The organism is Streptomyces sp. NPDC059788 (assembly GCF_042732265.1).
GTDB lineage: Bacteria > Actinomycetota > Actinomycetes > Streptomycetales > Streptomycetaceae > Streptomyces.
On the sequence record NZ_JBHWHY010000028.1, the window covers coordinates 45,927 to 65,635 of the forward strand.

General features: G+C 72.2%; 19 protein-coding genes. 13 read left to right on the top strand and 6 right to left on the bottom strand.

All coding sequences use genetic code 11. The features are described from left to right. Positions 1-65 precede the first annotated feature (65 nt). Entirely contained in the window at positions 66-2,285 is a 2,220-nt protein-coding gene (gene glgX, locus ACFV57_RS24340) for a glycogen debranching protein GlgX (RefSeq protein ID WP_385236230.1), read from the bottom strand. Between the two features lie 530 nt (positions 2,286-2,815). On the opposite strand from glgX, the gene ACFV57_RS24345 reads away from it, so the two are divergent. The 9 genes from ACFV57_RS24345 (at position 2,816) to ACFV57_RS24385 (ending at position 10,791) form a co-directional block, all read left to right on the top strand. Next, positions 2,816-3,997, top strand: a complete 1,182-nt coding sequence (locus tag ACFV57_RS24345) for an Ig-like domain-containing protein (protein ID WP_385236013.1) — start codon at positions 2,816-2,818, stop codon at positions 3,995-3,997. Positions 3,998-4,220: 223 nt separating this feature from the next. Then, a complete protein-coding gene (locus ACFV57_RS24350; RefSeq protein WP_385236233.1) occupies positions 4,221-5,447 on the top strand; it encodes an Ig-like domain-containing protein in 1,227 nt (408 codons plus the stop codon). Positions 5,448-5,530: 83 nt separating this feature from the next. Next, positions 5,531-6,298, top strand: a complete 768-nt coding sequence (locus ACFV57_RS24355; RefSeq protein WP_385236016.1) for an enoyl-CoA hydratase/isomerase family protein — start codon at positions 5,531-5,533, stop codon at positions 6,296-6,298. Between the two features lie 275 nt (positions 6,299-6,573). Further along, the gene (locus ACFV57_RS24360) at positions 6,574-7,113 is read left to right on the top strand and encodes an ATP-binding protein (RefSeq protein WP_385236019.1); all 540 of its coding nucleotides are present in this window, start codon (positions 6,574-6,576) and stop codon (positions 7,111-7,113) included. A 453-nt stretch (positions 7,114-7,566) separates the two neighbouring features. Then, a complete protein-coding gene (locus ACFV57_RS24365; RefSeq protein WP_385236022.1) occupies positions 7,567-8,013 on the top strand; it encodes a hypothetical protein in 447 nt (148 codons plus the stop codon). 60 nt (positions 8,014-8,073) lie between these two features. Further along, positions 8,074-8,898, top strand: coding sequence for a DsbA family protein (locus tag ACFV57_RS24370; RefSeq protein ID WP_385236025.1), 825 nt, complete (start codon positions 8,074-8,076; stop codon positions 8,896-8,898). Next, positions 8,895-9,725, top strand: a complete 831-nt coding sequence (locus tag ACFV57_RS24375; protein ID WP_385236028.1) for a cytochrome c biogenesis CcdA family protein — start codon at positions 8,895-8,897, stop codon at positions 9,723-9,725. Before ACFV57_RS24370 ends, ACFV57_RS24375 begins: the two co-directional genes overlap by 4 nt. A gap of 136 nt (positions 9,726-9,861) precedes the next feature. Continuing rightward, entirely contained in the window at positions 9,862-10,026 is a 165-nt protein-coding gene (locus ACFV57_RS24380) for a DUF5993 family protein (RefSeq protein ID WP_385236031.1), read from the top strand. A 123-nt stretch (positions 10,027-10,149) separates the two neighbouring features. Next, positions 10,150-10,791, top strand: a complete 642-nt coding sequence (locus ACFV57_RS24385; RefSeq protein WP_385236034.1) for a disulfide bond formation protein B — start codon at positions 10,150-10,152, stop codon at positions 10,789-10,791. A 59-nt stretch (positions 10,792-10,850) separates the two neighbouring features. Here the strand turns inward: ACFV57_RS24385 and ACFV57_RS24390 are convergent, their stop codons facing one another. The 3 genes from ACFV57_RS24390 to ACFV57_RS24400 all read right to left on the bottom strand — a co-directional run bounded on the left by ACFV57_RS24390 (position 10,851) and on the right by ACFV57_RS24400 (position 12,900). Continuing rightward, positions 10,851-11,198 carry a hypothetical protein gene (locus ACFV57_RS24390; protein ID WP_385236037.1) on the bottom strand — a complete coding sequence of 116 codons (348 nt, stop codon included), beginning with the start codon at positions 11,196-11,198 and terminating at the stop codon, positions 10,851-10,853. A gap of 245 nt (positions 11,199-11,443) precedes the next feature. Then, on the bottom strand, positions 11,444-12,274 hold the full coding sequence (nadE, locus tag ACFV57_RS24395; RefSeq protein ID WP_385236040.1) for an ammonia-dependent NAD(+) synthetase: 831 nt from the start codon (positions 12,272-12,274) through the stop codon (positions 11,444-11,446). Positions 12,275-12,345: 71 nt separating this feature from the next. Continuing rightward, positions 12,346-12,900 carry a GH25 family lysozyme gene (locus tag ACFV57_RS24400; RefSeq protein ID WP_385236043.1) on the bottom strand — a complete coding sequence of 185 codons (555 nt, stop codon included), beginning with the start codon at positions 12,898-12,900 and terminating at the stop codon, positions 12,346-12,348. Between the two features lie 535 nt (positions 12,901-13,435). Between ACFV57_RS24400 and ACFV57_RS24405 the strand changes: the two genes are divergently transcribed. The 4 genes from ACFV57_RS24405 (at position 13,436) to ACFV57_RS24420 (ending at position 16,108) form a co-directional block, all read left to right on the top strand. Then, entirely contained in the window at positions 13,436-14,152 is a 717-nt protein-coding gene (locus ACFV57_RS24405) for a phosphatase PAP2 family protein (protein WP_385236046.1), read from the top strand. A 146-nt stretch (positions 14,153-14,298) separates the two neighbouring features. Further along, entirely contained in the window at positions 14,299-14,562 is a 264-nt protein-coding gene (locus ACFV57_RS24410; protein ID WP_385236049.1) for a hypothetical protein, read from the top strand. A 56-nt stretch (positions 14,563-14,618) separates the two neighbouring features. After that, positions 14,619-15,287: a class I SAM-dependent methyltransferase gene (locus ACFV57_RS24415; protein ID WP_385236052.1), complete on the top strand. Its 669-nt coding sequence runs from the start codon at positions 14,619-14,621 to the stop codon at positions 15,285-15,287. Then, positions 15,284-16,108 (top strand): HNH endonuclease, encoded by an 825-nt coding sequence (locus ACFV57_RS24420; protein WP_385236055.1) that lies wholly within the window; start codon positions 15,284-15,286, stop codon positions 16,106-16,108. Before ACFV57_RS24415 ends, ACFV57_RS24420 begins: the two co-directional genes overlap by 4 nt. 236 nt (positions 16,109-16,344) lie before the next feature. Here the strand turns inward: ACFV57_RS24420 and ACFV57_RS24425 are convergent, their stop codons facing one another. Together ACFV57_RS24425 and ACFV57_RS24430 are read right to left on the bottom strand one after the other, a co-directional pair. Beyond that, complete coding sequence (locus tag ACFV57_RS24425; RefSeq protein ID WP_385236058.1) at positions 16,345-17,727, bottom strand: L-serine ammonia-lyase; 1,383 nt, start codon at positions 17,725-17,727, stop codon at positions 16,345-16,347. Positions 17,728-17,849: 122 nt separating this feature from the next. Continuing rightward, positions 17,850-19,514, bottom strand: a complete 1,665-nt coding sequence (locus ACFV57_RS24430; protein WP_385236061.1) for an APC family permease — start codon at positions 19,512-19,514, stop codon at positions 17,850-17,852. Positions 19,515-19,709: the final 195 nt, after the last annotated feature.

Below are 19,709 nucleotides of genomic sequence, written 5' to 3' on the forward strand. Positions count from 1 at the left end.
GGTTTTCGGCGCAACGCCCGGAGCCGGTGGGGGAACCGCCGCGTCGGCCCCCACCGCGCGCCGCGTCAGTCCGCCACCACGCGCAGCAGCAGCACCGACCGCTCCGGGGCGGTGAGCCGGGTGCCGGCGCGCAGCGTGGTCCCGGGCGGCTCGTCCTGGTCCTCGCGGGAGGTGTCGACGACCAGTTCGTACGCGTCGGCCCAGGGCGGACCCGGAAGGGTGAAGCCGGCCGGGCGGTGGCCGGTGTGCAGCACGGCGAGGAAGCTGTCGTCGGTGACCGGGCGGCCCTCCGGGTCGCGCTGCGGGATGTCGGTGCCGGAGAGGTACATGCCGAGCGCGGAGGTGGGCGCGTACCAGTCCGGTTCGGTCATCTCGGTGCCGCGCGGGGTGAACCAGGCCAGGTCGCGCAGCCCGTCGGGCCGTTGCGGGCGGCCGGAGAAGAACGCGCGGCGGCGCAGTACGGGGTGGTCGCGGCGCAGCGCCACCAGCCGGGACGCGAGGGTGGCCAGGGCCCGCCAGCCCGGGTCCCCGAGGAGCGACCAGTCCACCCAACTGGTCGTGTCGTCCTGGCAGTAGGCGTTGTTGTTGCCGCCCTGCGTACGGCCCATCTCGTCGCCCGCGACCAGCATGGGCACCCCGGTGGACAGCAGCAGGGTGGTGATCATGTTGCGCAGCTGGCGGCGGCGCAGCGCCCGTACGGCCCCGTCGTTGGTCTCGCCCTCCGCGCCGCAGTTCCAGGCGCGGTTGCCGTCGGTGCCGTCGCGGTTGCCCTCGCCGTTGGCCGCGTTGTGTTTGTGCTCGTAGGAGACCAGGTCGCGCAGGGTGAAGCCGTCGTGCGAGGTGATGAAGTTGACCGAGGCGTACGGGCGCCGGCCGCCCCACGCGTACAGGTCGCTGGACCCGGAGAGCCGGTAGCCCAGGTCCCGCAGGTCCGGGTGGGCGCCGCGCCAGAAGTCGCGCACGGTGTCGCGGTAGCGGTCGTTCCACTCCGTCCACAGCGGCGGGAAGGCGCCCACCTGGTAGCCGCCGGAGCCGACGTCCCACGGCTCGGCGATCAGCTTGACGCGGCGCAGCACCGGGTCCTGCGCGATCACCGCCAGGAACGGCGAGAGCATGTCCACGTCGTGCATGGAGCGGGCCAGCGCCGCCGCGAGGTCGAAGCGGAAGCCGTCCACGCCCATCTCGGTGACCCAGTAGCGCAGCGAATCGGTGATCAGCCGCAGCACGTTGGGCTGGACGACGTGCAGGGTGTTGCCGCAGCCCGTGTAGTCGGCGTAGCGGCGGCTGCCGTCCGCCAGCCGGTAGTAGCCGCGGTTGTCGATGCCGCGGAAGGACAGGGTGGGACCCAGCTCGCCCGCCTCGGCCGTGTGGTTGTAGACCACGTCGAGGACGACCTCGATACCGGCGTCGTGCAGGGCCCGTACCATCCGCTTGAACTCGCCGACCTGCTGGCCGCGGGTCCCGGAGGCGGCGTAGGCGGCGTGCGGCGCGAAGTAGCCGATGGAGTTGTAGCCCCAGTAGTTGCGCAGGCCGCGGCGGAGCAGGTGGTCCTCGTGGGCGAACTGGTGCACCGGCATCAGCTCGACGGCGGTCACACCGAGGCGGGTGAGGTGGGATATCGCGGCGGGGTGCGCGAGGCCCGCGTACGTGCCGCGCAGCTCCTCGGGGATGTCCGGATGGAGCATCGTGAAGCCGCGGACGTGCATCTCGTACAGGACGGTGTCGGACCAGGGCGTCTTGGGCCGCCGGTCGTCCATCCACTCGTCGCCGCCGTCCTCCGGGTCCTCGTCGCCGACGACCACGCCCTTGGGGACGTACGGGGCCGAGTCGCGGTCGTCGCGCACGGTGTCGGCGACGTGCTGCTGCGGCCAGTCACGGACGTGCCCGTACACCTCGGCGGGCAGCGTGAACTCGCCGTCGACGGCGCGCGCGTACGGGTCCAGGAGCAGCTTGGCCGGGTTCCAGCGGGCACCGGTCCACGGGTCCCAGCGGCCGTGCACCCGGTAGCCGTAGCGCACGCCCGGCCGCACGCCGGGCAGGAAGCCGTGCCAGATCTCGTGTGTCAGCTCGGTGAGGGCGTGCCGGGTCTCGCGCCCCTCGTCGTCGAAGAGGCACACCTCGACGGATTCCGCGCCGCCCGCCCACAGGGCGAAGTTGGTGCCCGCCACGCCGTCGGGGCCCGTACGGCAGCGGGCCCCGAGAGGCTGCGGGCTGCCGGGGCGCACCGGCGCGGGCGGCGGCCCGGCCTGGGCTCGCGGGCCCGGCGCGGTGGCGGGGCCGGGCAGCCGGGCGAGGGGTACGCGGACCCGGTGGCCGTTGACGGGGGAGGCGCCGTTGCCGGGTTCCGTGCCGTCCGCCGCGTCCGGGGACGGGCCCGGTGCGGCGTCCCCCTCCGTGTTCGTGGGCGGCGCCGTGGGCCCGGGGCCGCCGTGCTCGCGCTGCCCGCTCCGGCCGCCGTCCTCGCCCCGCACGTCCGGTACCGACTCCTGTTCGGGTGCGCTCGACACAGGCCAGCCTCCCGCGGCTCATGGCTCGGTCGGACGGCCCGCGCGCGGCGTCCCGGCGGCGCGTGGGCCCGTCCTCCCCTGTGTTCTTCCCGCAACGGGCCGCCGCCTCACGTTTCCTCCGCGCCGGGGGGCTCGTTGATCTGTACGTGACCTATCGCGGCGTGACATATCAGGACATGGGGCAACGGGTCCTCGTAAGGCGGCCTCCTGGGCGGGCAACTTCCGTACCGGTGCCTCCCGTACGGCGGACCCCGTCCGGGGGCCGCCGCCCGGTCCGGCTGCCCCTCGGGAGCCGGGGTGCGTCCTCCGTGACGGCCGTCACCGTCGCCGTCCTCACGGCGGCCGTGGCCCTGGCGGGCTGCGGGCTTCCCGAGGCGATGACCGGCGGCAAGCCGCCGTCGCCCAAGGAGGCGATCCGGGTCACCCCGGGCGACGGCGCGAAGGACGTACGGGCCACGGACCGCATCGCGGTACAGGTGCCGGACGGGCGGCTGGAGCGGGTCGCGGTCAGCCGCATCGAGGACGACGGCAGTACGCCGGTGCCGGGCCGGATCGACCCGGACGGGCTGAGCTGGCGTCCCTCCGGGAAGGCGCCGCTGAAGCCGGCCGCCCGCTACACGGTGGACGCGGTGGCGCTGGACGGGCACGGCCGCCGGACCGCCCGGCACACCACCTTCACCACGTACGTGCCGCCGCACCGCCTCGTCGGCTTCTTCGCGCCCGAGCACGGCGCCACCGTCGGCACCGGCATGATCGTCTCGCTGGAGTTCAACCGTCCGGTCACCGACCGCGCGGCCGTCGAGCGCGCCGTCTCGGTCGCCGCCCGGCCCGCCGCCGAGGTCGCCGCGCACTGGTTCGGCGCGCGCCGCCTGGACTTCCGGCCGCGCGCCCGGTGGCGCCCCGGTACGCGGGTGACGATGGACCTGCGGCTGCGCGGCGTGCGGGCGGCGCCCGGCGTACTGGGCACCCAGCGCAAGACCGTCCGGTTCAGGATCGGCCGGGATCAGACCAGCCGGGTTGACGCGGCGGCGCACACGATGACGGTCTCGCGCGGCGGCCGGCGCCTGGCCACGCTCCCGGTGACCGCGGGCAGCCTCACCAGCCCCACGTACAACGGGCGGATGGTGATCCTGGAGCGGCACCCGGTGACCCGCATGGACGGCGACACGGTGGGCTTCGGCGGCGAGTACGACATCCCGGACGTGCCGCACGCGCTGCGCCTGACCACTTCGGGGACGTTCCTGCACGGCAACTACTGGGCGCCCCCGCGTACCTTCGGCGGCACCAACACGAGCCACGGCTGCATCGGGCTGCGCGACACCCAGGGCGGCGGACCGGACACCCCGGCCGGCTGGTTCTACGACCGGTCGCTGGTCGGGGACGTCGTGGAGGTCGTGAACTCCCGGGACCGGGTGGTCGCGCCGGACAACGGGCTCGGTGGCTGGAACATGCCGTGGCAGGAGTGGCGCGCGGGCTCCGCGCTGCGCTAGAGGGCCCGGGCCACGAGGACGGTTCCGGCCGACTTCGGGGCGAACCGGACTCCCTTTCGTGCGATCCCGCCCCACGCATACCACTTGAGGCCGAACGGTGACATCGCCGGGTGAAGCCACTGTCAGTGGGGTGTGGTTATCTATCGGCTGAGCGTGCGTGGGTAGGTATGCGCGTACGGGGGATTGCGGGCCGGGCGAGGGAACAAAGGGGCCAGTCGTGAACGTGCAGCAGGGGCAGCCGGCGCCGGGGGCGCGGCGGACAGGGCCGCCGGGGAGCAGCGGGGCGCTCGCACTGCTGCTGTCGGCGCTGCTGATACTGGTCACCGCCTGCGGAGGCGGTGACGACGGCAAGCGGGGCGGCACCGACCCGGACAAACAGCCCTCGCAGGCCGGCGTGACGATCACGCCGGGCGACGGCGCGAAGGACGTCGCCACCGACGGCGCCCTGAAGGTGAGCGTCTCGCGGGGTCGGCTGACCTCGGTCAAGGTCCAGGACGACAAGGGCAACGCGGTCGCGGGGAAGGTGAGCGGCGGCTCGGTCTGGCAGCCCACCGGCAAGCTGCGCGCCGCCACGACGTACAAGGTCGACGCCGTCGCGGTCGACGACCAGCTGCGCGAGTCCGCCCGGCACGCGACGTTCACCACCCTCGTGCCCAAGAACACCTTCGTCGGCCGGTACACCCCGGAGGACGGCCAGACCGTCGGCGTCGGCATGCCGGTCTCGGTGAACTTCACCCGGGGGATAACCGACCCCGAGCGCATCGAGAAGGGCATCAAGGTCACGGCCGAGCCCTCGGTGCCGATCGTGGGCCACTGGTTCGGCAACGACCGCCTGGACTTCCGCCCCGAGAAGTACTGGGCGCCCGGCACCAAGGTCACGCTCGACATCGACCTCAAGGGCGTCGAGGGGCGCCCCGGCGTCTACGGCACGCAGGCCAAGCACATATCCTTCACGGTCGGCCGCAGCCAGGTGAGCACGGTCGACGTCAAGGCGAAGGAGATGTCCGTCGTCCGCGACGGCAAGAAGATCAAGACGATTCCGGTCACCGCCGGCGGGCCGGGCACCGAGACGTACAACGGCCAGATGGTGATCAGCGAGAAGCACGAGGTCACCAGGATGAACGGGGAAACCGTCGGCTTCGGCGGCGAGTACGACATCGCGGACGTGCCGCACGCCATGCGCCTGAGCACCTCCGGCACGTTCATCCACGGCAACTACTGGTCCGGCAGGTCGACGTTCGGCGCCCGCAACGCCAGCCATGGCTGCGTCGGCCTGTACGACCAGCGCGGCGGCGGCGACAGCTCGACCCCGGCCGCCTGGTTCTACGCCAACTCGCTGATCGGCGACGTGGTCACGGTCGAGAACTCCCACGACGAGACGATCGCTCCCGACAACGGCCTCAACGTGTGGAACATGTCCTGGGACAAGTGGCGCTCGGGCAGCCGGTAGGCGCGGGGCCCGCGGCGGGCGGCCGGGCCGGTTGACCGAAGGGCGCCGGTCCGCCCCGCGTTAACGACGGCTAACCTGCCCTCATGACTGTGAACTTCGAGGTCGCCGAGGGCGTCGGCACCATCCGCCTGGACCGCCCGCCGATGAACGCGCTGGACGTCGCCACCCAGGACCGGCTGCGCGAGCTGGCCGAGGAGGCCACCCGCCGCGACGACGTGCGCGCCGTCGTCGTCTGGGGCGGCGAGAAGGTGTTCGCGGCCGGCGCGGACATCAAGGAGATGCAGAACATGGACCACGCGTCCATGATCGAGCGCTCCAAGGCCCTGCAGGACTCCTTCACCGCCGTGGCCCGCATCCCCAAGCCGGTGGTCGCCGCCGTCACCGGGTACGCGCTCGGCGGCGGCTGCGAGCTGGCGCTGTGCGCCGACTTCCGGATCGCCGCCGACAACGCCAAGCTCGGCCAGCCGGAGATCCTGCTCGGCCTGATCCCGGGCGCCGGCGGCACCCAGCGGCTGGCCCGGCTCGTCGGCCCGTCCAAGGCCAAGGACCTGATCTTCACGGGCCGCCAGGTGCGGGCCGACGAGGCGCTGTCCCTCGGGCTGGTGGACCGGGTCGTGCCCGCCGCCGAGGTCTACGAGCAGGCGCACGCCTGGGCGGCCCGGCTCGCGGCCGGCCCCGCCATCGCGCTGCGGGCCGCGAAGGAGGCCGTCGACGCGGGCCTGGAGACCGACATCGACACCGGTCTGACGATCGAACGCACGTGGTTCGCGGGCCTCTTCGCCACCGAGGACCGGGAGACCGGGATGCGCAGCTTCGTCGAGGAGGGGCCGGGCAAGGCCAAGTTCCGCTGAGGCGGAAGGTGTTGGCGGGGCTTCTGAGGTTTGGCCGGTTGTCGATGCCTCATGTGGGCGAATTGCGGAAACCGCTGTCATGCCCCACGGGAGCCCCGTCCACGGCTCCCGATGATCGGTTAGAAACATGAAGTCACCGCAGGTCAGCGTGGATTCGGCCGGGCATCCCCTGCCGTCGGCATATGCCGCGGCAGGGTGTCGAAACCGGCTGTACCGGGCGGAGCATTCCACCGGTTCCGCCCCCGTGACGCCCCGGTAACGGCCATGATGGGGGCATGGCGGGCCTCGAAGGAACGGAGCAGCCGCGGCCGCGGAGCGGCTCGGCCGCCGCACGCTGGGGACTTCCCGGAGATCTCCCCGGTGCGGGCGCGGAGGGCGGCCCGTCCGACGACGATCTCGCCGCCAAGGCACTGGAGTTGGTGGGCGACCCCACCCTGGAGGAGGTGCGGCTGCCCTCGCGCCCCGAATCCGCCCTCACCGCCCGCCGGCTGACCCAGTCCGTGCTCGTCAAGCGCTGGAACCTCTCCCCCCAGCTCGCCGAGCACGCCGTGCTCCTGGTATCCGAACTGGTCGGCAACGCCGTCCGGCACACCGGCGCGCGCACCTTCGGCCTGCGGATGCTCCGCCGCCGTGGCTGGATCCGTATCGAGGTCCGCGATCCGTCCCGCGGTCTGCCCTGTCTGATGCCGGTCCATGAGATGGACATCAGCGGCCGCGGTCTCTTCCTCGTCGACAAGCTCTCCGACCGCTGGGGCGTGGACCTGCTGCCGCGCGGCAAGACCACCTGGTTCGAGATGCGGGTCATCGACCGCTGAGCGCCCGCCGGGCCGCTTCGCCCGTGCCGTGAACGCGACTGGGGCCTGCCCGCTGTGTGCGCGGGTGAGGCCCCAGTGTCGACCGCCGGCGGGCGAAAGGGGTGTACCCGCGGGGTCTGGACGACCTGGCCCGGGTCAATGGGGGGTCGCTGGACCGACTATGGCAGGCCGGTCGTGACCTTGCCAAAACGGCATTCGTGGACAAAATAGGGCACTTATTGACGAAGTGCTGGATGATCAAAGGTGAGCTAGGACACCAGCCTTGCATTTAGCGGTTAGGTAATCGATTCCTTCGATGGTTATGCGGTCAAGATCGTGGGCTATGCACGCAACTCGATGGCGGGGCGGAACGGCCGGTAGCGGGACGCCGGGCCCGCGGTCCGTAGGATGGGCGGCTCACACCGGCACAACCCGGCGCGGGCCCGGGAGAGGGAAGCGGAAGGAGACCACGGCATGGAACGCGTACGCCGCTCGGCCGCCGCGACCCTGCTGCTCCTGCTCGCCGTCACCTTCGCCCCGCTGCTGTGCCGGGTGGGCGGCGTCCAGCCGGCACCGACGCTGCCGGCCGCCGCGGCGCAGGCCGTGACACAGACCGCGGCGCAGGCGCCCGACGGCGCCGCGACCGGCGGCCCGCGTCACGCCGTCGCCAAGACCGGCGACCCGGCCCCGCGCCACGCCGTCGCCCAGGCGCCGAAGAAGTGCTCCGGGCAGCACGCCCCCAGCCAGAACGAGTCGGTCCCGGTGCCCACCCCGAACCGCGGCGAGCCGCTGGCGCCCGCCGCCCCCGCCCCCGCACCGCTCGCGGCCGACGCCCCCGCCTGCTTCGGCCTCGCCCGCCCGCCCACCGGAACTGCGCCCGCCACCGATCACACCGCGCTCCTGCCCGTACTGCGGATTTAGGCCGCTGCCCGTACACACGGCCCGACCTCCTGTTCATCCCGGTACGTCTGGAGCATCCCCATGCCCACTTCCTCGTCATCCGCTTCACCCACCCGCAAGATCGCCGCCATCGGTGCCGTCCTCGCCCTGGTCGTGGCGCTCGTCGCCATCGGCATCGCCGTCGGCAAGGCCGTCGAAGGCGATGCCGACAGCGCCGCGGACACCCCCGGCGCCGCCGCCTCCGTCTCTCCCCAGGAGGACGACGGCCAGCAGAAGCTGTACGACCAGCTCGCGCAGCAGACCAGCCGGCGCACGGACGGCGATCCGCTCGCCGTCGGCAAGAAGGACGCCCCGGTCGTCCTCGTCGAGTACGCCGACTACCAGTGCTCGTTCTGCGGGCGCTTCACCCGGGAGACCCAGCCCGAGCTGATCAAGAAGTTCGTGGACGACGGCACCCTGCGCATCGAGTTCCGCAACTTCACCATCTACGGCGCCGACTCGGAGCGGGCCGCCCGCGCCTCATGGGCCGCGGGGCAGCAGGGCAGGTTCTGGCAGATGCACGACGAGCTGTACGCCAAGACCAACAAGGGCAGCGCACTCGCCGAGGACAAGCTCGTCGAGATGGCCCGCAAGAGCGGCGTGAGCGACCTCGACACGTTCCGCACCGACCTCAAGAGCCCCGCTGCCGCCGCCGCCCTGAAGAAGGACCAGAACGAGGGCTACGGGATCGGCGTGCAGTCCACGCCGTCCTTCCTCGTCAACGGCCGCCCCATCGCGGGCGCCCAGCCCACCGCCGTCTTCGAGCAGGCGGTCGGCCAGGCCGCCGAGCAGGCGAAGAAGGCCGGGAAGTCCGGCGGCGCGGAGAAGGGCCAGGGTTCCGGCAAGGCGGAGGAGCAGGCGAAGTGACCGACATCGGCTACCTCGCCGCCTTCCTCGGCGGCGCCCTCGCCCTGCTCAGCCCGTGCAGCGCGCTGCTGCTGCCCGCCTTCTTCGCCTACTCCCTCTCCCACCCCGGCCGGCTGCTCGCCCGTACCGGCGTGTTCTACCTGGGCCTCGCCACCACGCTGGTTCCGCTCGGCGCGGCCAGCACGGCCGCCAGCCGGCTGTTCAACGGCCACCGCGACCTGCTCGTCGCCATCGGCGGCTGGGTGGTGATCGCGATGGGCGTCGCCCAGATCCTCGGCCTGGGCTTCGCCTTCAAGCGCGCCCAGCAGGCGGCGGCCCGGATCACCCCGCGCTCGGCCCTGTCGACGTTCCTGCTGGGCTGCGTCTACGGCCTCGCGGGCTTCTGCGCCGGGCCGATCCTGGGCGCGGTGCTGACGGTCACGGCGGTCAGCGGCTCACCGGTCTACGGCGCCTCCATGCTCGCGGTGTACGCGCTCGGCATGGCCCTGCCGCTGTTCGTGCTGGCGCTGCTCTGGGACCGGTTCTCGCTGGGCAGCCGGGGCTGGCTGCGCGGCCGGGAATTCACCGTCGGAAAGCTGCGGCTGCACACCACCTCCTTGCTCTCCGGCCTGTTCTTCATCGGAATCGGCATCCTCTTCCTCACGTTCAACGGCACCAGCGCGCTGCCCGGAATCCTCGACCCGGACGCGGAGATCCGCGTCGAGGAATGGGCCACCCGGATCGGCAATTCCGTACCGGATTTCGTCCTGGTCGCCCTGGTCGCGCTCGTCGTGGCGGCGGTGCTGGGACGTATCGCGCTGCGTCCGGAAAAGAAGCGGGAGGACTGAGGCGACGCGGCCCCCGAAGCCGCCGGGCGACCGGCGGCGCGCAGGGGGCCATCCGGCTCACGGGCGGCCCGGCTCCCGCACACGGTGCGGGATGTCGGACCGCCCGTACGCATTCGAGGCGCTATTTTCCCCAGCCATGGACACCCTCGTCTTCGCCGGTCTGCTGGTCGCGCTCCTGGCGGTCGTGGGCAACAAGAGCCGCGCCGTGGTCCTCGGGTGGTGGTGGCTGATACTCGCCGCGACGCTCGCCCTGCTGGCGCACCACATCACCAGCAGTCTGGCCCTCTCCTTGAATTACTGAACCGCCCCGTCCCTGAATCACCGGCCCGATAAATCCGGGGGGCGCCGCATTCCGTCCGGCCCTTTCCGCTTCCGCCGCCTGCGGCCTGTCCGCTGCTTCTGACGTCCGGAGTTGCCAGCTTCCATGAGCGCACCGCCCCTCGCCGGCCTGGAACCGGGACCGCCCGCGGTCGTGGCCCGCGGCCAGTACTGGTTCGCCTGCCTCTTCGTCATCGGCTGGACCGGCATCGTCTGCGGCGGCCTCTACTACCAGTTCGTGCGGTGGGAGTATCCGTGCCCGCTGTGCGTCATCCAGCGGATGTTCATGATGCTGGCGTTCCTGGGGCCCGCGTACATCGTGCGGCAGGGCCTGAACGGCACGGTCGCACGCCGCGACTGCCTCATGGGCTGGGGCCTGGCCCTGATCGGCTGCGTCGCCGGGTCCTTCGCCGCCTGGCGGCAGACGATGCTGCACGTGCTGCCCGGCGACCACGGATACGGCAGCGAGCTGCTCGGCCTGCACCTCTACGTCTGGGCGTGGCTCCTCTTCCAGGCGTCCGTCGTCGCCATCGGCGTGGTCATGGCGTTCGCGTACGGCACCGCGGCCGACCGGCGGGTGCCGGCCTCGGGGCCGTACCGCGCCGTCGGGCGCTTCGCCCTGGCGTTCGCCGTGCTGGTCGTCGCGGTCAATGCCGTCGCCGTCCTCCTCGAAGAGGGCTTCCACTGGTTCCTGCCGGACAACCCCGTCCGCTACGAGTTCTTCTACGACCTCGGCTTCCTGGACTAGGCAGGCGGGGGCCCGGCGCCTGCCGGGGCGGGCCCCCGCCCCGGCAAGCGTGCGCGGCGTCAGGCGCTGCGGCGCAAGGAGTGCTCCTGCCGGTCCCAGTGGTACGGCTGGTGCGGGCGGGCGTCCGCACGGCGACGGCGGTCGTTGCACAGCAGGCACTTGCCGTACCCCGGAGGCAGCGGGTCCTCGGGGTCGCCGTACAGCGGGTCGACCGCGCCGTGCGGATGTATGGCGCAGCCGGTCGGCCCGGTCAGCGTGCTGAGCGAGCTGGCGGCGGTCAGCGCCTGCCGCAGGACGTCGACGAGCTGGTCGGCGTCCCGCCGGGTGGGCGCCGCCTGGAGGGAGGAGGCGATGTCGGATGCGGTCGTCAGCGCGGTCTGGAGTTCGCGCAGGTCTGCGTAACCCATGCTCCGGAGCGTAGAGGCCCCCACTGACAGTTGATCTTCCGATCGCATTTCACGGCTTCGCATGACCCATCCATGCCCGCCGCGGACCACGATTGTGCACACCCGCGGTGACCGTCCCCTTGCCGGAGCATGACAGGTGTCACCCTGGCCGCCGGACGCGAAGACGGTGCGGGCCCGCCCGGAAGCGGCCCCGCACCGTCTCGGCAAACCAGCCGGTCCCCGGCGCGGCCCTGAGCGGACCCCGCTCAGGGCGCGGTCGGCAGCTCCCGCTTGTGGGCCGTGGCGTGGTACCGGCGGACGATCGACTCGTACGCCTTCTCGCCGACCGGCTTGCCCTCCAGGAAGTCGTCGATGTCGTCGTACGTGACGCCGAGCGCGTCCTCGTCCGGCTTGCCCGGGTCCAGCGTCTCCAGATCGGCGGTCGGCACCTTGTGGACCAGCTCGGCGGGGGCGCCCAGCGCGTCGGCGAGGGCCCGTACCCGGCGCTTGGTCAGGCCCGTGAGCGGCACCACGTCCGCCGCGCCGTCGCCGTACTTGGTGAAGAAGCCGGAGACCGCCTCGGCGGCGTGGTCGGTGCCGACGACCAGGCCGTCCTGGGCGCCCGCGACCGCGTACTGCGCGATCATCCGCTGCCGGGCCTTGATGTTGCCCTGGACGAAGTCCTGGTGCCGCTCGTCCCGGAAGGTGACCCCGCCGGCCAGCGCCGCCTCCAGGGCCGCGTCGCTCGCCGGGCGGATGTCGACGGTCAGCAGCTGGTCGGGCTTGATCACGTCGAGCGCCCGCTGCGCGTCGTGCTCGTCGGCCTGGACCCCGTACGGCAGCCGCATCGCGTAGAACGTGGCGTCGTGCCCCGCGTCACGGGCCCGCTCCACCGCCAGCTGGCACAGCCGGCCGGCGGTGGTGGAGTCCACGCCGCCGCTGATGCCCAGGACGAGCGCGCGCAGGCCCGTGGACGTCAGCCGCTCCGTGAGGAAGGCCACTCGGCGTTCGATCTCCGCCTGGACGTCGAACGACGCGGACACCTGGAGGTCCCGGGCGATCTCCTGCTGCTGGGACGTGGACGCCGGGTCGGTCACGGCTGCTCCTTCGGACGGGGGACCAGCGTGGCACGCGGTGTGCGCGGTGCTGGTGCGGACAGGACAAGACTCTATGACGGAGTCGCCCAGTCCTTGAGAGCGGCCCGGTCCGGGAAGTCGGCCACGTCCTTGTCCAGCGGCCGGTCCGTGTACTGGTGGATGCGCCACGCCGCCTTGATGCGCGGGTGCCCGGCCGAGACGTAGTCGGCGATCCACAGGCCGTCGGCGGCGTAGGACGTCGTGTCGTGGTTGAGCCAGAAGTCGCGGTTGCAGTACAGGAGCACCCGGTGCGAGGGCCGCAGCCGTTTGACCTCCTTCAGGAACTGGTCCTTCTGCGCGTTGCTCGCGTACGTGCCGCCGCCGGTGCGCTCCCAGTCGGCCGCCAGCAGGTCGCCTTCCACGGACGCGCACTTGTCGACGAAGTACTTCGCCTGGGCCGCGATGTTGCCCGGCCACAGGAAGTGGTAGAAGCCCACCACGCAGCCCGCCTTGCGGGCCTTGGCCGCCTGCGCGCTCTGTTGCGGGTTCACGTACGAGCGGCCCTCCGTGGCCTTGATGATGACGAAGTCCAGACCGGTCGCCGAGTACGAGGGGTTGTGGGAGCTGACGTCGACGCCATGCAGCATGTGCGGCCTCCTGCCGACCGAAAACGATCGATTACGATGCGTCACGTGGTGTTATCAGCAGTTCAACATGTCCACGGCATCCCGCGCCAGAGCCCGGCGGCGAACTTCCGCTGATCAACGCGTTGTTAGGGGGAGCGCGGCCGCGGTTGACGTTCTTCGACCGGGGATGATCGGCCGGCGATCCGGTAGCGATACGTAGGCCCCGGCGCCCCGGAGCGGGAGAGGGGGCGCGCGGTCCGGCCACGGAAGGGGCGCGCGTCGGCCAGAGAACCGCCGGGGTTCGGCCAGACCGTGCGCCCCCATGTTTCGGCCGCCCCTGATCGTGCGCGGCGCAGCCGGACGGAACGCCCCGGGCGGGGTCTGTACGATCGCCCAGAAAGCTGCCTCCGGCACATCCATCCGGCATGAACCATCTCTGACCTTGGCAGACTTGCCGGATGACGCACGCCGTACGACTGGCCGGGGGCGGCCGCCCGGTCAGATCCTCCCGGGCCCGGCCGACCCCCCCTGCACCCGCGCCTGCGCCGGTGACCCCGTGACCACGTCCGAAAGCCGCCCCAACCGCCCGAACCGCCCGAACGCGCCCACCCCGCTCCTCCTCGCCGCGTTCTCCGCCCTGCTGCTCGCCGTCATCGTCACGCTTCTCGCCGTGCACGGCTGGGCCCCGCTCGGCCCGGAGGAGACGGCGCACGCCTGGGCGGTGGCCCACCGGCCGGACGCGGCGCGCGCGGTCGCCCTCGCGGTGACGGCCACCGGCTCCGGACCCGTCCCGTACGCGCTGGCCCTCCTGGCGGGCATGCTCGCGGGACGGAACCCGCGCGAGCGCCTGCGCGCGGCCACCGCCGCCCTCGCCGTCCTCCTCCTCGGCCAAGCGGTCCGGTACGGCCTGATGGAGCTGATCGCCCGCCCGCGCCCCGAAGAGACCGACTGGGCCGCCCGCGCCACCGGCCACTCCTTCCCCTCCGGCCACTCCACGACGTCCCTGCTGGTGGCCGGCATCCTCGCGTGGGCGCTGCTGACCCGCGTCCACCGGACGCCCGCCCGCCGCCTGGCCTGCGTGCTGCTCGGCATCTGGGCGGCGGCGGTCGGTGTCACGCGCGTCCACCTCGGCGTGCACTGGCCCGGCGACGTGCTCGCGGGCTGGCTGCTGGCCACCGCCTGGCTCTCCCTCGCCCTGCACCTCGTACGGACCGGCCGCCTGCCCGTCCCACCCGCCACTGCCCCACCATCCGGCCCCCATGTCACCACTTGACCCCTAAACGATTCAGGACCTGCCCAGATGTTCGCCAAGGCGGGCATGGACCGGTACGCAGGCGAGCAACACCCCCGTGAACGCCGGTGGTTCGCGCCGCCACCCACCGGCACCGCACGTACCGCCCGCCCAGGGGGAGGCCCTTCATGGAACGACGACACCGCTGTGCGCAGGTACGCTGCCCCGCGGCACCGGCCCAGGACCCGACTCCGTGCGAAGGGCCGCACGACGCGGCCACGATCGTCTATCGGCACGGCCGGGAGGTCGCGGGCTGCGTCCACCACTGCGCCCGGGTGCTGGCCTGCCTCGAAGGCGCCCGCGTCCACCCGTTCGTTCCGGCCGGCAGTGCCATGGAGGTCTACCTGCGGGCCCGCGAACTACCGCCGTTCGCGTGGGAGATAGGCAAGTGAAAGGCCGAACGCGCAGGCCGGCGGGCGTTGTCAGTGCCTGGCCGTAGTGTGCTCGCATGACGACGAACGGGGAAGCGGACGCCGGTACCGGCACCGCACGACAGCGGACGGCCGAGGGCGGGCCCGGCGTCCAGCCGTACTACGCACAGGCCGCGGAAGCCCTGGCCGAGCGCTACGAGAGCGTCCGCTTCGAGACCGTGCACCGGAGCTTCCTGCCCCTGCTGCCCCCGGCCCCCGCCCGCGTCGCCGACATAGGCGCGGGCACGGGCCGGGACGCCGCCGCCCTGGCCGCCCTGGGCCACGACGTCCTGGCCGTCGAACCAGTACGGGAACTGCGCCGCGCCGCCCGCCGCCTGCACCCTTCCCCGGCGATCCGCTGGCTCGCCGACTCCCTCCCCGACCTGCCCCGCCTCACCGAGGAGGCCGGGACCTTCGACGCGATCCTCCTCTCCGCCGTATGGATGCACCTGGACGAACCGGAGCGCCCACGCGCCATGCGCCGCCTCCACGACCTCCTGGCCCCCGGCGGCCGCCTCTTCCTCTCCCTGCGCCACGGCCCGCCCCCGGCAAACCGCCGGATGTACGACATCCCCGCCCCCGAAACCCTCACCCTCGCCCGGCAACACGGCCTCCACCCCCTCCACCACCTCGACGAAGACGTCGACCATCTGGGCCGCGACAACATCCACTGGTCCAGCCTGGCCTTCGAAAAGAGCCGGCCATGACCACAGACGACTTCTACGCGACCGCGCCGTCCGCCCGCACGTCCTGGCGCCTGGCCATCCTGATGGGCCGCAACGCCCGCACCTACAAATTCGCCCTCGGCAACGCCCCTCCCGACCGTCTGCTGGACCCCGCGGAACGGCCGATACAGAAGACGATCATGGCCAAGCTCCATCACCACGGTGGGGCTGGCATGCCGCACCGCTTCTACGAGCTGACCGGCAGCCCGCGCAGCAGGACGGTGCTGCTCAGCTCCGCTCTCGGCCGGGTGGCCCGGTCGTACGGGCTCGACGGGCTCCGCGCGGAGCTGGACGCCCGCTGGAGCATCGTGGAGAACAGCTTCGCGACCGGCATAGGCCGAAGCCTGATCGAGGACGGCGTCCGCGTGGACCGGGAGACCCTCCACCTGACGGACCGGCGCCGACGCCACCGGGTGACCGGTGTCGCCGAGGCCGTGGCCGGGTTCCAGCACGGACGCTGCCACATCTGCGACGAGCCCGTGGACCCCGGCGAAACCGCCGTCGACCACGTCTTCCCGTACGCCCTCATGCGGCGCTTCGGGAGCGTCGGCGGCTGGCGGGGCCCCGACCTGGACACCCTGTGGAACCTCGCCGTCGCCCACCGCAGATGCAACGGCGCGAAGAGCGACCGCATGCCCACCAAGACAGAACTGACAAGACTCGCCCGCCGCAACGAGGCGATCATGCGCTCCCCCTGGCCCCTCCGGACAACCCTGCGCCTCAGCCTGAAACCACCTGGACACCCCCACCGAATACCCAACTGGCAAACGTTCCTACGGGAGGTCGAAAAGGCCTGCGCGTAGGGGCGCCAGCCCCACGCAGCGCCCCCTGCTCAGCACACCGGGTCAGTTACGTACTGCCCAGACGGCCCCAACCACGGCGGCGGGACAGCCGCCCACGGCCCCCCACCCACCGGACAGTCAGCGCACAACGCGTACCCCCACCGGCCGATAGGCGCAACACGCGCACCCCCACCGGCCGGAAGTCAAGCCCCGGCTCACCGACCCCCGGCCCCCGGAAAACCGGGCCCAAAGGGCCCTCAGCACTCGATGATGTTGACCGCCAGCCCGCCCCGAGCCGTCTCCTTGTACTTGACGCTCATGTCGGCGCCGGTGTCCTTCATGGTCTTGATGACCTTGTCGAGGGAGACATGGTGGCGCCCGTCACCCCGCAGCGACATGCGCGCGGCGGTGACGGCCTTGACCGCGGCCATCCCGTTGCGCTCGATGCACGGGATCTGGACGAGGCCGCCGACCGGGTCGCAGGTCAGCCCGAGGTTGTGCTCCATGCCGATCTCGGCGGCGTTCTCGACCTGCTCGGGGGAGCCGCCGAGGACCTCGGCCAGGCCGCCGGCGGCCATCGAGCAGGCCGAGCCGACCTCGCCCTGGCAGCCGACCTCGGCGCCGGAGATGGACGCGTTCTCCTTGAAGAGCATCCCGATGGCGGAGGCGGCGAGCAGGAAGCGGACGACGCCTTCCTCGTCGGCGCCGGGCACGAAGTTGACGTAGTAGTGCAGGACGGCGGGGATGATGCCGGCCGCGCCGTTGGTGGGGGCGGTGACGACCCGGCCGCCGGCCGCGTTCTCCTCGTTGACGGCCATCGCGTAGAGCGTGGTCCACTCCATCGCGTGGGCCTCGGGGCTGCCCTCGGCCCGCAGCGCGCGAGCGCCGTTGGCGGCGCGGCGGCGGACCTTGAGGCCGCCGGGCAGGATGCCCTCGCGGGACATGCCGCGGGACACGCACGACTGCATGACCTGCCAGATCTCCAGCAGCCCGGCGCGGATCTCGTCCTCCGTGCGCCACGCCTTCTCATTTTCCAGCATGAGGGAGGCGATGGACAGGCCGGTCTCGCGGGAGAGGCGCAGCAGTTCGTCGCCGGTGCGGAAGGGGTACTTCAGCACCGTGTCGTCGAGCTTGATGCGGTCCTCGCCGACCGCGTCCTCGTCGACGACGAAGCCGCCGCCGACGGAGTAGTAGGTCTTCTCCAGCAGGGGCGCGCCGGACGCGTCGTACGCGAAGAGGGTCATGCCGTTGGCGTGGTACGGCAGGGAGCGGCGGCGGTGCAGGATCAGCTCGGTCGACTCGTCGAAGTCGATCTCGTGGTCGCTGCCTATCTCCGCGCCGAGCAGCCGCAGCCGGCCGCTCTTGCGGATGCGCTCGACCTCGTCGTCGGCCGTCTCCACGTTCACGGTGCGCGGGGAGTGGCCCTCCAGGCCGAGCAGGACGGCCTTGGGGGTGCCGTGGCCGTGGCCGGTGGCGCCGAGGGAGCCGAAGAGCTCGGCCCGGACCGCCGTCGTCTGGGCGAGCAGACCGTCCTTCTTGAGGCGCCCGACGAACATCCGGGCGGCGCGCATCGGGCCGACCGTGTGGGAGCTGGACGGGCCGATGCCGATGGAGAAGAGGTCGAAGACGGAGATGGCCACGGTGGCGGACTCCCTTGTCTGCTCGTGGTGGACGGTGGAGCAAATAGAGATATGGGGCGGGCGAAACGGAAGGTACGTTTCTGCGCCGACTGTCGAGCCTAACCCGGACGGCGCACAGACTCTCAGACGGAGGCCATCGGACGGTTGTCCTCCGGGGCAACGGCAGAAGACGCAGCGGAGCCGGTCCCGGTGTCGAGCACGGCGTCGGTGCCGGTCAGACCGGTCGTGTGGGCCCGGACCCCGGCGCGTACGGCCCAGAAGTAGAAGGCGACGGCGGAGAGCGCGACGAGGGCGATGTCCAGGCCGCCGGGGATGACGCCGTGACCGCCGAAGTCCGGGCTGCCGAGCGCGGACACCGCGGACATCCAGACCAGGAAGCCGACCAGCCACCAGGCGGGCGCGAACTGCCGCCGCAGGTCCGTCTCACCGCGGCGGCGCAGCACCACCGCCGCGATCGGCGCGGCCACCAGCGTCAGCAGCGCGACCTTGCCGGTGTCCGGCCACTTCGACCAGTACAGCGCGCACGCCGCGAAGGCGAAGGTGACGGGGCACAGCACCGCGGCCGCGGGCAGCCGGAACGGGCGCGGCAGATCCGGCCTGGTCCGCCGGAAGACGCCGACCGCGATCGGGCCGATGAGGTAGGAGATGACCATGGCGGCCGAGATCACACTGGCCAGCGCGTTCCAGCTGTGGCCGACGGTGATCAGCAGCAGCACCGAGAAGCCGAGGTTGAGCCACATCGCGGGGCGGGCGGTCCCGTAGCGCGGGTGCACGGCGGCCAGCTTCCTGGGGAAGAAGCCGGTCTCGGCGAGGTTCTGGACCATGTACGCGGCCGACGCGACGTTGGCGATGTTGGAGCCGGCCGGCGAGATGAAGGCGCCGAACTGGAGCATCGTGACGACCCAGTGCAGCATCAGGATCTTGGCCAGGTCGGCGAAGGGCGAGTTGAGGTTCACGCCGTGCCAGCCGCCGGCCTGCGCCAGCTGCTCCGGCGGCACGGCGCCGAGGAAGGCGGTCTGGAGGGCGAGGTAGATCACCAGGCCCAGCGAGAGCGCGCCGACCAGCGCGACGGGGATGGCCCGGCCGGGGTTCTTCGCGGCGCCGCCGAGGTTGACCACGGCCTGGAAGCCGTTGAAGGCGAAGACCACGCCGCAGGTGGTCACGGCGGTGAGCACGGCGGGCCAGCCGTACGGGGCGAAGCCGCCGTGCGCGGTGAAGTTCGAGGTGTGGAAGCCGGAGGCGATCAGCGCGGCCACGGCGAGTACCGGGATGGCGAACTTGACCAGGGTCAGGACGGTGTTGGCGCGGGCCAGCAGCTGGACCGACCAGTAGCAGGTCAGCCACAGGACGAAGGTCAGCAGCAGCGCGACACCGCTCCCGGCCGGGGTCAGCTGGTTGGTGGCCGGGTCGACCAGGCCATGGGCCCAGCCGAAGCCCCAGGAGGACATGTACTGGGTGGCGGCGATGGACTCGATCGGGATCAGCGAGGCGACCGCGATCCACACCGCCCAGCCGGTCAGGAAGCCCAGCACGGGGCCGTGCGAGAGGTGGCCGTAGCGGGCCATGCCGCCGGGGATCGGGTACGCGGAGCCGACCTCCGCGTAGGACATCGCGATCATGCCGATGAAGACGGCGCCGATGACCCAGGCGACCAGCGCGGCGGGTCCCGCCACCTGCGCGGCGGAACCGGCACCGAAGAGCCAGCCGGAGCCGAAGATCGAACCGATGCCGATCATGGTCAGGGCGAAGAGACCGATCCCCTTGCGGTTGCCCGCGCTCATGTCCATTGCCGTACGTGTTCCGTCCTGCTGTGGTGCGAAGGGCCCCGCGTCGTTGAGGGACCGACCTCAGCCTATGTGGCGCAAAATCACCGTAAGGCGGACGGAAAAGCCGTGGGGGCCCGGGGGCCGCCCCCCCCCCCCCCCCCCCGGGGGGGGGGGGGTTAACAAAAAAAAACCCCCCCCCCCCAACACGAGGAGGGT